12 protein-coding genes are annotated in these 12,193 nt (G+C 66.4%); 5 read left to right on the top strand and 7 right to left on the bottom strand.

What is annotated here, in order from left to right:
- The first annotated feature begins 174 nt into the window (after positions 1 to 174).
- Together AC1DKQ_RS17660 and AC1DKQ_RS17655 are read left to right on the top strand one after the other, a co-directional pair.
- Positions 175 to 495: a GYD domain-containing protein gene (locus tag AC1DKQ_RS17660; RefSeq protein ID WP_476919712.1), complete on the top strand. Its 321-nt coding sequence runs from the start codon at positions 175 to 177 to the stop codon at positions 493 to 495.
- A gap of 61 nt (positions 496 to 556) precedes the next feature.
- A complete protein-coding gene (locus tag AC1DKQ_RS17655; protein ID WP_476919711.1) occupies positions 557 to 1,132 on the top strand; it encodes a hypothetical protein in 576 nt (191 codons plus the stop codon).
- A gap of 247 nt (positions 1,133 to 1,379) precedes the next feature.
- Here the strand turns inward: AC1DKQ_RS17655 and AC1DKQ_RS17650 are convergent, their stop codons facing one another.
- Positions 1,380 to 2,423: an NAD(P)-dependent alcohol dehydrogenase gene (locus AC1DKQ_RS17650; RefSeq protein WP_476919710.1), complete on the bottom strand. Its 1,044-nt coding sequence runs from the start codon at positions 2,421 to 2,423 to the stop codon at positions 1,380 to 1,382.
- Positions 2,424 to 2,567: 144 nt separating this feature from the next.
- Between AC1DKQ_RS17650 and AC1DKQ_RS17645 the strand changes: the two genes are divergently transcribed.
- Entirely contained in the window at positions 2,568 to 3,461 is an 894-nt protein-coding gene (locus AC1DKQ_RS17645; protein WP_476886000.1) for a helix-turn-helix transcriptional regulator, read from the top strand.
- A 23-nt stretch (positions 3,462 to 3,484) separates the two neighbouring features.
- Here the strand turns inward: AC1DKQ_RS17645 and AC1DKQ_RS17640 are convergent, their stop codons facing one another.
- Positions 3,485 to 3,904 (bottom strand): DUF7793 family protein, encoded by a 420-nt coding sequence (locus AC1DKQ_RS17640; protein ID WP_476885999.1) that lies wholly within the window; start codon positions 3,902 to 3,904, stop codon positions 3,485 to 3,487.
- 475 nt (positions 3,905 to 4,379) lie between these two features.
- Between AC1DKQ_RS17640 and AC1DKQ_RS17635 the strand changes: the two genes are divergently transcribed.
- Positions 4,380 to 5,222: an alpha/beta hydrolase gene (locus tag AC1DKQ_RS17635; RefSeq protein WP_476919709.1), complete on the top strand. Its 843-nt coding sequence runs from the start codon at positions 4,380 to 4,382 to the stop codon at positions 5,220 to 5,222.
- A 262-nt stretch (positions 5,223 to 5,484) separates the two neighbouring features.
- Here AC1DKQ_RS17635 and AC1DKQ_RS17630 read toward each other — a convergent pair whose 3' ends face one another.
- From AC1DKQ_RS17630 to AC1DKQ_RS17615, 4 genes are read right to left on the bottom strand one after another with little or no spacing between them, the layout of a single operon-like run.
- On the bottom strand, positions 5,485 to 6,606 hold the full coding sequence (locus AC1DKQ_RS17630) for an ABC transporter ATP-binding protein (protein ID WP_476919708.1): 1,122 nt from the start codon (positions 6,604 to 6,606) through the stop codon (positions 5,485 to 5,487).
- Positions 6,607 to 6,615: 9 nt separating this feature from the next.
- Positions 6,616 to 7,443 (bottom strand): ABC transporter permease, encoded by an 828-nt coding sequence (locus AC1DKQ_RS17625; RefSeq protein WP_476919707.1) that lies wholly within the window; start codon positions 7,441 to 7,443, stop codon positions 6,616 to 6,618.
- Positions 7,430 to 8,317 (bottom strand): ABC transporter permease, encoded by an 888-nt coding sequence (locus tag AC1DKQ_RS17620; protein WP_476885995.1) that lies wholly within the window; start codon positions 8,315 to 8,317, stop codon positions 7,430 to 7,432. The genes AC1DKQ_RS17625 and AC1DKQ_RS17620 overlap by 14 nt, the downstream gene beginning before the upstream one ends.
- A gap of 1 nt (position 8,318) precedes the next feature.
- Entirely contained in the window at positions 8,319 to 9,413 is a 1,095-nt protein-coding gene (locus tag AC1DKQ_RS17615; protein WP_476885994.1) for an extracellular solute-binding protein, read from the bottom strand.
- Between the two features lie 582 nt (positions 9,414 to 9,995).
- Between AC1DKQ_RS17615 and AC1DKQ_RS17610 the strand changes: the two genes are divergently transcribed.
- Complete coding sequence (locus tag AC1DKQ_RS17610) at positions 9,996 to 11,105, top strand: M20/M25/M40 family metallo-hydrolase (protein WP_476919706.1); 1,110 nt, start codon at positions 9,996 to 9,998, stop codon at positions 11,103 to 11,105.
- A 106-nt stretch (positions 11,106 to 11,211) separates the two neighbouring features.
- On the opposite strand, the gene AC1DKQ_RS17605 is transcribed toward AC1DKQ_RS17610, so the two are convergent.
- Positions 11,212 to 12,183 (bottom strand): polysaccharide deacetylase family protein, encoded by a 972-nt coding sequence (locus AC1DKQ_RS17605; RefSeq protein ID WP_476919705.1) that lies wholly within the window; start codon positions 12,181 to 12,183, stop codon positions 11,212 to 11,214.
- Positions 12,184 to 12,193 lie beyond the last annotated feature (10 nt).

Raw genomic sequence — 12,193 nt, 5'->3', positions numbered from 1 at the left:
CGGATTGCCCGGCGCGATGACCCGGGGCCCGCCAAAAGACCGTTGTACCGGGTGAAGTGGAAGGCCTAGCATGTGGGCAGGCCCCACTCTGGGGACCAGCCCCGGACCTTCCAACATTTGGAGCGGGCAGGCTTGGGAGGCCGCTGTCCTGGGCGTCACAGGATAGGAAAAACGATGAGCAAATATCTGTTCGAAGCGAAGTACGTCGGCGACGGAATCAAGGGCCTCATGCGTGAGGGCGGCACCAAGCGGCGTGACGCGGTGGTCGAAGCCCTCAAATCGGTGGGCGGTTCACTCGACAGCTTTTACTACGCCTTCGGAGAGACCGACGTCGTGGGGGTCTTCGATATCCCCGATCAGGCCAACGCAGTCGCGCTGTCGCTGATGATCAACTCCACCGGCGCCGTGAACCTGCACCTGAAACCGCTCATGACTCCGGAGGATCTTGACGAGGCAGCCACGAAGACGCCGTCGTACCGGGCACCGGGGCAATAGATCAAGAACACCGTGCCGCCGTTCTCGCCGTCTCCGCCGTCGGAGCCAGTAGGCTCGGGGCATGGCACTGGGGAAGTCACAGCGGAAGTCACTTGGTGGGGGAAGACACTGGATGCGCGGCGCCGTGCTGCTGTTGGCGGTGGCCGGCACCGCAGCAGGCCTGGCCGGATGTGAATACCCCGATGACGTAGCAGACCCGACGGCGGCCCCCACCAGGGCGGGCCGGGCGGCCCCGGCGCCTCCCCCGCGGGTAGACCCCGGCCTCCCCGCGGCCGAGCAGCGCAACTTGGGCAGGCTCGAAGCAGTCCTCGGCACCCGGCCGGGCGGGCTTGTTCTCGGCGGAACGGGCGGGATTGGCGGCAGCGGATTCCGCCACTCGGCCGCTGCGGTGCCGAAGGGAACCTACACGCTCACCGCCGCCTGCATCGGCGCACCGCATGCGCTCTTGACGGTGTCCCAAGACGGCCTCCGGGGCGGGGGCAGCGCGGAGATGAACCTGGACTGCGGAGCAGTTGAGACAACGCGGGTCGAGCTGAGGGCCGGACCAGTCCAGGTTCAGGGACTCCGTCCCGGCACCGACGCCGCCGGTGCCGAAGTGGCGGGCTTCTGGATGGTCTCGGCCGCACCGGGGTCCTAGCCGGGCACCGGCTGCGGGGCCAACGGCTTTACGGCAAGCGCTCCCGGCAAGGTCAATCAGGCCACCGGCCCTGGTGTGCCGGGCCGGGCCCCGCACCGCAGAGACGGCGGGGCCCCGCACCGGCAGCATCGGAGGATTTAGCACAGCCGTATTACTCGGCGCCGTTGCATTCCTCGTCGCTCACGAGGTCACCCACTCGGACTCCGCGCCCTCGGACAGCGGCGCAGGTCCCTTGGCGGGCGCCGTCCTAGTTCAGGGTCGCGGTGTCAATCACGAAGCGGTAGCGGACGTCGGAGGCCAGGACGCGTTCGTAGGCGTCGTTGGCCTTCGCGGCCGGGATGACCTCGATCTCGGCGCCCAGACCGTGCTCAGCGCAGAAGTTGAGCATTTCCTGGGTTTCGCGGATGCCGCCGATGGCGGAACCGGCGAAGGACCGGCGCCCCATGATCAGGGAGAACACGTTCACCGGGAGCGGTTCCGCGGGCGCGCCGACGTTGACCAGGGCGCCGTCGAGGGACAGCAGCTGCAGGTAGGCGCTGATGTCGATCGCGGCACTGACCGTGTTGATGATCAGGTCAAAGGTGCCGGCAAGTTCCGTGAACGTGTTTTCGTCGCTCGTCGCGTAGTAGTGGTCCGCGCCCAGGCGAAGCCCGTCTTCCTGCTTCTTTAGCGACTGGGACAGGACGGTGACGTCGGCGCCCATGGCGTGGGCGATCTTGACTGCCATGTGGCCCAGCCCGCCCAAGCCGACGATCGCAACCTTTTTCCCCGGGCCCGCGCCCCAGTGGTTCAGCGGCGAGTAGGTGGTGATGCCGGCGCACAGCAGCGGCGCGGCGACGTCGAGCTCGATGCCCTCCGGGATGGTGACTACGAAGTCTTCGGCCACCACCACGTGGGTGGAGTAGCCGCCCTGGGTGATGGTGCCGTCACGGTCGACAGCGCCGTAGGTGCCGGTGTTTCCGGCGAGGCAGTACTGCTCCTCGCCGGCCTGGCAGTTGACGCACTCGCCGCAGGAGTTGACCATGCAGCCGACGCCGACGCGGTCGCCGACCGTGTGCTTGGTAACGGCGGAGCCGATCTCGGTGACGATCCCGGCGATTTCGTGGCCGGGGACCAGCGGGTAGGTCTGCGGACCCCAGTCGCCGCGGACGGTGTGGATGTCCGAATGGCAGATCCCGGCGAACTTGATGTCGATCAGGACATCGTGCGGGCCCACGTCGCGGCGCTCGACGGTGGTGAGGGCGAGCGGCTCGGTCGCGGAGGGTGATGCGTAAGCGTTGACGGTAAGCAATGAATCTCCTGCTTGTTGATCGTTGGGGGTTGTTCAACGGAACACCATCCATCAAACCCGTCTTCGCAGCGCTGAGGGAGTCACTGCTGATAGGGGTACTGGCAGGGCCTCCCTCAGCGAGCCGTAAGGCCTAACGTTGATGGCATGGACAATCGAGACGCGACCCGCGAATTCCTTGCCTCGCGCCGGGCGAAGATCACCCCCGAGCAGTCGGGGCTGCCGGTCTATGGCGCCAAGCGCCGGGTGCCGGGGCTGCGCCGCGGGGAGGTCGCGATGCTGGCCGGCGTCAGCGTCGAGTATTACACCCGGCTGGAGCGCGGAAACCTGTCCGGCGTTTCGGAAGGTGTACTGGACGCGGTGGCGAGGGCTCTGCAGCTCGACGACGCCGAACGGGCCCACCTTTTCGACCTTGCCCGGGCGGCGGCCCCGGGCAGCCGGACCCGCCGTCGACCCCGTCCCGCGGAGTCCGTCCGACGCAGCGTGCAGCTGACCCTGGACGCCATCACCAACGCGCCCGCCTTTGTGCGGAACGGGCGCATGGACATCATTGCGGCCAACCCGCTGGGTTACGCCCTGTATTCGGACATGTATGTTGGACCGGCCCGTCCGGCCAACCATGCCCGCTTCATCTTCCTGGACGGCCGCTCGCGCAGCTTCTATCCGGACTGGGAGCGTGCGGCGAGCGACACCGTCGCGATCCTGCGCACCGAGGCCGGCCGGGACCCCTTCGACCGCGGACTAACCGACCTTGTGGGCGAGCTATCGACGCGGAGCGAGGAATTCCGCACCTTGTGGGCCGCGCACAACGTGCGCCAGCACTACACCGGGCTCAAGCACTTCCACCACCCGGTGGTCGGGGAACTCCACCTGATGTTCGAGGCCTTGGATGTCTCGGCCGACGCCGGGCTGTCGCTGCTGGTCTACAACGCCGAGCCCGGCTCCGCGTCGGAGGACGCGCTGCGGCTGCTGGCCAGCTGGGCCGCGACCAACCGGCAGGTCAAGGAGGCCGACGCAACAACGACGGCGGAAAAGGCCTAAGCGCACGGCGCTGGCCGGAATGGTCACGCCCGGGCGGAAAGGCCGTCCGCGTATCCACCGGGCTGGGCGCCGGTGGTGGTGAAGTTGTTCAGCCAGGCCATGGCGTCGTCCCGGGAAGTGAAGAATTCGTGGGGGTAGCGGGTGTGCCGGCTCATTGCCGCCGCAATCACGCGATCCACGGTGCTGGATCCAAGCACGGCGATCGCCAGAACCCCTGTTGTCTGCGCGAACTCGTATCTGGCGGCCGCGCTGATCTCCACGTCCGTCATCTCGGAGAGCATCGGCATCGGGGTTCCGCCGCTGACCTGCGCTACGGCCCGCATGGCGTCCCTGGCGTCGTGGACATCTACAGACGAGCCGGGCTGCCAGACCGATGTGATGATGCCCGCGCTGACGCTCAGCACGTTCTTTCCATCAGCAGCTGCAATCTGTCCTGGCATCATCGAAACCATTGTAGGTCCGGCCATGCCAAGCCAGGGCTTTGGGGCCCGGTGCGCGTGGCGGGCCGCAAAGCCGTGGCTAATTGCGGCTGACAGGGGGCCCGCCGTCGCGCTGGCCCCAGGACATGCTCCCCCGTGCTGCCCGGCAATAAGCATGCCCCCACTGCCTGCCCCGCGGGGACATTTCCCCTTCCCGGAAGGGACATGTCCCTCGGCGCAGCCCGGGAATGGACTTAGTGAGCCTATGCCCATCCCTGAGCGCCAGAGGAGGGCATGTCCCCGGGCCGGTCGCTGCCGGACGAAACCCCGCCTGCCGACTAACAGGGTGTACCCCGGTTGCCACTTGGCCTGCAGCCCGTGCCGGTATCCAGCGAAATCGTTGCCATCGGCGCGGTCCGCGGGCATACTCGTGCCTGCGGGAAGTCGTCCCCGCGTCCCCCATAACGGCCCGCTAAGCACACGCGAACGGATGAGCGCCATGGCTGATATGACCAACCTTGAGCAACAGCAGGTGGACCGGGCCAACGCTTCCGGTCTCAAACCCGTCGTCTTCGTCCACGGACTGTGGCTCCTGTCCAGCAGTTGGGACCGGTGGCGGGCCCTCTATGAGGAGAACGGCTACACCACGCTCGCCCCCACGTGGCCCGATGATCCCGAAAGCGTCGACGAGGCCAGACGCGACCCGGAGGTCTTTGCCAAGAAGATGGTCAAGCAAGTCACGGACCACTACCTCGACGCGATTGGCCAGCTGACCGTCAAGCCCGCCGTCGTTGGGCATTCCTTCGGCGGACTCATCGCCCAGCGAATTGCCGGAACGGGAGCCTCTGCGGTCACAGTGGCGATCGACCCCGCACCGTTTCGGGGTGTCCTGCCCCTGCCGGCCTCAGCCCTGAAGTCGGCAGCGCCTGTTCTCGCGAATCCCGCCAACGCCAGGCGCGCCGTGTCGTTGACCTTTGACGAATTCCGTTTCGGCTGGGCCAATGCCCTGGACGAGGACGAAGCCCGCCATTTGTTTGACGATTTTCATGTCCCGGCATCAGGCGTGCCACTCTTCCAGGCTGCAACGGCAAACCTCAACCCGTTCACCGAGGCCAAGGTTGACACGAAGAATCCGGATCGGGGGCCGCTGCTGATCATCTCCGGGGAGAAAGACCACACAGTACCGTGGGCCATCGCCAATGCGTCCTACAAGAGGCAAGAAAGAAACTCGGCGCACACAGCAATTACTGAACTACCCGAACGCGGCCACTCTCTCACGATCGATCACGGCTGGCCTGAAGTCGCCCAAACCGCCCTGGACTTCATCAAAGAGTTCGGCTGACTACTACCCGGCATCGTCACCGCTTCCGGCAGGGGGCATGCCCCCTGCCGGAACTCAGCAGTGGGCATGTCCCCCTCCCGGAAGGGACATGTCCCTCCGAGCGGCTCAGGGATGGACATAGTGGGCGTATGTCCATCCCTGGCTGCCGGAGGAGGGCATGTCCCCACACGGGTGCTTTTGCGCTCTCCCTCGCACCGGACATGCTTTGCGGTGCTGCCCGGCAATGAGCATGTCCCCCAAGGCCTGTGGACCGCTCACGGGGTCAGGACTCCAGGACCAGCAGCTGGGCCTTGTCCGGTTCCCAGCCCACCCACAGCTCCTCATCCGGCAGGATCCCGGCGGCCCGGTCGGAGCTCAGCTCGCGGAGCTGGAGTTCGTGGCCGCCGGCCGTGAGGCGGTGGCGGACCGTGGCGCCCAGGTTCGTCGAGGACACCAGGGTCGCGGCGCATCTGTTGCCCGCCGAGGCCGGCGTCCTGAACTTGAGGTGCTCCGGTCGGATGGAGACGGCGTAGTTCTCGCCGCTGGCCCCGCGGTCCCGGACCTTTGCCAGACCAAGTCCGCCGAGGTCCACAACTGCCTCGTCGCCGTTTCGCTCCACGATGGTGCACGGGATGAGGTTCGTGTCGCCGAGGAAGCTGGCCACCCAGTCGGTGAGGGGGTGGTTGTACACCTCCTCCGGCGGGCCGGACTGCACGATCTTCCCGTCCTTCATCACCACGATCCGGTCCGACATGGCCATGGCCTCGTCCTGGTCGTGCGTCACGAACAGCACGGAGATGCCCAGGCCCTTCTGCAGGGTCTTGATCTCCTCCTGCATCTGCTCGCGAAGTCGCTTGTCCAGGGCTGCCATCGGCTCATCCAGCAGCAGGGCCGCCGGGTTGAAAACCAGCGCCCGGGCCAGCGCCACCCGCTGCTGCTGCCCGCCGGAGAGCTGGCGCGGCTTCCGGCCGCCCATCTTGCCCAGTCCCACCCGGTCGAGGGCTTCCTCCGCGCGCTGGCGCCGTTCCGGTCGCGGCACCTTCCTCATACGGAGCGCGAACTCCACGTTTTCCAGCGCGCTCATGTGCGGGAACAGGGCATAGTTCTGGAACACCACACCGAGGTTGCGGTCCCGGGGCGGCAGCGAGTCCACGGGCCTGCCGTCAATCAGGACGGTTCCGGCGGTGTGTTCTTCAAACCCCGCAACCATCATCATGGTGGTCGTCTTGCCGGAGCCGCTGGGGCCGAGCAGGGTCACGAACTCTCCGGGCTGAACCGTCAGGTCCAGCTCGTCCACGGCAACGACGACGCCGTAGTGCTTGCTGACCTGGCGGAGCTCAATGGCGCCCTGGGCGGCCCTGCCCGTCCCGGGAATTGATTCCGCGGAAATCACTGATGCGGTCATCGACTTTCCTTACGTTTGTGCGGACACGGCCAGCGGCAGCATCCGGGTTGAAGATCGGCGCTTGAGGACAAACATGACCTGGAGCAGCAGCCCGATTGTGGCGACGCTGACCAGCAGGGCCGACGACACGGCGATCTTCGGGGTCAGGTTGAACTGGATATCCGTGAACATCTTGACCGGCAAGGTGGTGGCGCCCGGGGACTGCATGAACAGGGACATCACCGTCTCATCGATGGAGACCGAGAACGCGAAGAGCGCCCCGGAGATCAGGCCGGGCAGGATGATGGGCAGATACACGTGCCGCAGGACGGAGAGCGACCCCGCCCCCAGGCTCTGCGCCGACCGGACCAGGGCCGGGTTGAGCCCGGCGAGGCTGGCACGGGTGGTCAGGTACACGTAAGGGGTCGCGATCACTGCGTGCGCCAGGCCGATGGGCACGATGCTGCCCACCATCCCGATCGAGATGAAGAACTGGTAGAACGCCAGCGCAAGCACCACGGTCGGCACGATCATCGGCGCGAGGATCAGACCCACCACTGCGGGCTGTCCAGGGAACTTGCGCCCGTGCAGGCCGATCGCCGCGGTTGCGCCCAGCAGCACACCGATCACGACGGCGATCGCCGCCGACTGCAGGCTGGACGTCAGCGCGGAGGTCCAGGCCCGGTCGGCGAAGAACCCGGCCACGGCGGCGAAGGAGATCCCCTCGGGCGGGAAGGTGATGTAGCGGCTGTCATTCAGCGCGACCGGCACCACAATCGCTGTCGGAATGACTAGAAAAAGGAAGGCCGGGATGGAAAGCAGCGCCAGCAGGCGGTGCTGCGGATTAATTGTCTTCATGTTGGCCTCCCGCCTTGAGGACGCGCTGGTAGACGGCCACGAGGATGCTGACCATGACCGTCAGGATGACGGCCAGTGCAGCGGCCCCGGAGAAGTCCGTGAGCTGTCGGGCGTAGTAGTCGATCTGGTTGGCGATCATCATGTCGCCGGGTCCGCCCATGACCACGGGCGTGATGAAGAAGCCCGTGCTAATGATGAAGACCAGCAGCCCGGCCGCGGAAACGCCGGGCATGCTCAGCGGCAGCGTGATCCTGCGGAACACGGATCCCTCCCGCGCGCCCAGCGAGCGGGCCGCCAGCCCCAGCCGGTCATCGATCGATGCCAGCGAGGAGAAGATCGGGAACACCGCGTACGGCAGCAGGCAGTGCACCATGCCGACGATCACGGCGAAACGGTTGTGCAGCAACGGGATCGGCGCACCGGTAAGCCCGATTCCCTGCAGAAAGGCGTTCACTATGCCGTTGTCCTGAAGCAGGACCGCCCAGGCGAAGTTCTTCACCAGGATGCCGGTCCAGAACGGCAGGAGCACGACGGCGAACAGGATCACCCGGGTGACTGTTCCGGCCCGCCACAGGACCATGGCAATGATGTAGCCGAGCACCACCGTGACAATGGTGCTCGCCAGGCTGATAGTCAGGGTGTTGACCAGCGCCCGCACCACCAGCGGGTCCTCGAGGACCCGCTGGTAGGCGTTGTCGGCGAAGCTTGCGCCGACCAGCTTGCCCAGCGGCGTCAGGAACAGCACGACGTCGAAGGCAAGGATCGGGGCCAGCAGCAGCCACCAGCCGCTGCGCCGCCGTCGTGGTGCCGCTTCAGCGCCGGGAGGCGCACCGCGGCCCCGCGGCCGCGTCCGTTCCAGAGTTGCGTTGCTCATCTCAGCTGGCCTGCCAGAGCTTGAACTGCTGCTCGGTCTTCTTCAGGTTCTGCGACCACCACTTGTCGTCCCGGACCAGGATCTTGTCCGCAAGGCGGGGGCTGGTGGGAAGCGTGTCCGCGATTTCCTTCGGCAGCTTGGACAGCGCCGGGGTGTTGGCAAGGGTCAGGTTGGTGACCTTGTCGAACGCTGCGCCGGCCTCGGCGTCGTTGGACATGAAGTTCATCAACTTGAAGGCCGCTTCCTTGTTCTTGGCGCCCTTCGGCACCACGAAGTAGTCGCCGGCGAGGACGGCGTTTTCTGCGGAGAAGTTCAGCTTTGCGCCGTCGTGGCGGGCTGCGTTGATGCGGTTGTTGAAGCTGGTGGAGAGGGAGACCTCACCGGAGGTGAGCTGCTGGATGGGCTCCTGGTTGGCGGCGTGGTAGATCAGCCGGTCCTTGCCCGGGTGCTGGCCCAATACTCTCAGGGCCCGGTCGACGTCGAGGGGGTAGATCTGGTCGAACGGGACACCGTCGGCCAGCAGGGCGGCTTCCAGGACGGAGCTGTCGGAGAGCTGGTTATACACGGAGCGCTTGGTGTTGTACTTGCCCTGGTCGAAGAACTGGGCCCAGTCCTTCGGTGCCTGCGCGTCAGAAATGACCTTCTGGTCCCACGCCATGACGAACAGGAAGCTCAGGTACTTGATGCCGTACTCGGCCTTCGCGTAACCCGGCAGGCCCTTGTCGCTGATGATGTCGTAGTCGAACTTCTCCAGCAGCCCCTCGGCCACGGCTACTTCGTACTCCGGCGCCGTGATTTCCACGAGGTCCCACTGCACGTCGCCGGACTGGACCTGGGCCTTCAGCGCGGCGAGGCTCGTGTTGGCCAGCAGCGTTGTCTGGATCCCGGACTGCTTGGAGAACGGGTCCAGGATGGTCTGGGTCAGCTGGTCGTTGTAGGAGCCACCGTAGGACGTGACCGTCACCGTCTTGTTCGCGGCGGCACTTTCGGCGGGCTTGGCCGCGCAGCCGGAGAGCGCCAGACCCGCAAACGGCGTCAGCGCTGCCGCTTTGAGGAGCTGCCTGCGGTCAAAGGGAGTGGAACGGAATGCTGTCATGGGGGACAGTGCCTCTCATGTACGCGGGCACGCCGAAGGAAGGCGCGCCGGATTGCGGGCGTGGTGGGGTGCGGGTGGTTGGGTTAGCGCCGTGAAGATTCAGCGCAGTAAAGAATTAGCGCGGTAGAGAAAGAGGAAGTGACAGCGGCGGTTCGCGCGCGCCATCTCCTCCCCTTGGAGATCTCGAGTCCGCCTTCCGGCGGCTTTTCGGTTTCGCAACTCTAACTGTGAAGTTGCTCACTAGTCAACAGTTGTATTGCTTTAAGAAACAGTGGAATTCTGGTCCGGACTCTCCCCGAACGGGGGCTCACCTTCGCCCGCCACGCGCGATCAAGCACCTGGCACCTGTCACCTGTCATCCCACGCGCGCATCGGCCGGCCCTACCCGCAAATTTCCTCAGGAGATTCACAGCTTCAGAGGCTAGGGCAGATGCCGCCGAAGGACTGACAATGAGAGCGATCTGATAGGAGTATTTGCCGGGCGATGGCGGCCGCGACTTACTGGAGCGTCAGTGGCAAGCGTCTTGACCAATCGAGCCGGAAGCAATTGAAACTGGTTCCGACTACTGATGGGTCCCCGACATGATCACGCTGCGAAAACACCTACTTCCCTCGGTTCTCGCTCTCGTTCTGCTCTCGACCGCGGCGTGCACCCCCGGTCCCCCGTCCGGTTCCCGATCCGATTCGCCCTCCAGCGCCGCGGCGAGCAAATCTCCCAAGCCCGCCAAGTCCGCCATTCCCAGTGCTTCGGTGCCCCAGGTGGAGCCTGTCAGCGCGGCGGACGCGCGGACGGTGCTGGCGGCTTTCAAGTCCCGGAACATGGTGGGGCACATGCAGGCGCTGCAGCGCATTGCCGATGCCAATGGCGGCAACCGCGCTTCGGGCACGTCCGGATATGAGGAATCGGGCCGCTATGTGGAGGAGCAACTGCGGGCGGCCGGGTATGAACCGGTGCGGCAGACCTTCACGTTCAAAGGCGAGCGCCGGGGCAAGCCGCGGGTGGAGTCCTTCAACATCCTCGCCGACACCGGCGGCGATGCCCGGCACACCGTGGTGGTGGGCGCGCATCTGGACTCCGTGCGCCAGGGCCCGGGCATCAACGACAACGGCAGCGGGGTGGCGGCGGCCCTGGAGACCGCGCGGTGGATGAAGGAGGCCGGCATCAAGCCGGCCAACCGGGTCCGGTTCGCGTTCTGGGGCGGGGAGGAGGACGGGTTGTACGGGTCCCAGCACTACGTCGACGAGCTCAGCCAGGCCGAGGTCGCCCAGACCGCGGCGAACCTGAACGTGGACATGGCGGCCTCGCCCAACGGTGTGCGGTCCGTGCATGACGGGGACGGATCCGATTTCGGCCACGCCGGCCCGGCCGGGTCCAAGGCGATCGAGGACATCCTGTTCCGCTACTTCCAGGAGAACGCGCTGCCCGCCGAGACCACGCCCTTTGACGGCGGCTCCGACTACGACGCCTTCCTCTCGGCCGGCATTCCCGGCGGCGGGCTGTTCACCGGCGATGAGAAGAAGAAGTCCCAGGCCCAGGCGCGGTCCTTTGGCGGCGTGGCCGGCAAGGTCCTCGACCCCTGCTACCACGAGGCCTGCGACACCATCGCCAACACCAACCCGGAACTGCTCCATGAAATGTCGGGCGCCCTGGCCTACGCCACCGTGGCCTACGCGATGGCCAAGACCGGCTAAACGCCCAGTTTGCCGCTGAGACCTGGTCCACGCAGGAAGGTCCCCGGCACGGCCACCTTTGAGGGGCCGTGCCGGGGACCTGCACTTCGTGGGGCCGAAACGTGCCCTAGACTCCGGCCCCGCGCCGCGCCGGGGATCCTTGGGGCTGCCGCACGGCGGCCGGCGTGAACAGTGCGCCGGTATCCGGGAACCCGGGCACGGCGATGCGTGCGTGGGTGTGGATCTCCTCGACGGAGTCGCGTGTGCGTTGCGCGATCTTCTCCATGGTGGTGACCCACATCCCGTCCATGGATTTGACCCGTTCCATCAGCTGTTCCAGCGCCACGGCCTTGGACGGCCGGCCGGAAATGAAGGGATGGTTGGTCAGGACGAAGCAGCTCCCGGCAGCGTGGTGCGCCTCGGCCTCCAGCGTCCACATCTCGAGGACCTTGGCCGGGCTTTCGATGACACCGCTTCCGGTGACGCCCGGGTAAAAGGCGTATTGCTCCCAGTCGTCCAGAGCCCAGTCGACGGGGATTTCCACGAGGTCGCGGGGGTCCCCCTCGGCAACGCTGAAGCGGTAGGGGGCGTCGCCGTCGAGCAGGCTTGAGTCATAAAGGAACCCGCGATCGGCCAGGAGGGTTGCGGAGTGCCAGTTGAGCTCCCACCACGGTGCACGGTAGCCCGTCGGCCGGACGCCGGCGGCCTCGGCCAGGGCGTCCAGGCCCCGGTCCAGGTACCGCGCCTCCGCTGCGGCGTCGATGCCCTGCATGGGCTCGTGCAGGTAGCCGTGGTGGGCAATCTCGTGGCCGCCGTCCGCTATCCGACGGACCACGTCCGGGTAGCACTCGGCGGTGAATCCCGGGACAAAGAACGTGGCCTGGATGTCCTGGCGCTCAAGGATCTGCAGGATCCGCGGGACGGCGACCTTGGGCCCGTAGGACTGGTGCGTCATGAGCGACATGCGCCTGGTGCTCTGCGGGTCATGGGCGATGGTGCAGGATTCGGCGTCGACGTCGAAGGTGAAGGACGCGGCGGCACGATGGCCTTCGGGCCAGGTGATGGGATGGGCAGTGTCGGCGAAAGCGGGGAAGTTCACGGGATTCATC

This window comes from Arthrobacter sp. 05L421 (genome assembly GCF_056397785.1).
This window is presented reverse-complemented; position numbering and strand designations above follow the sequence as displayed.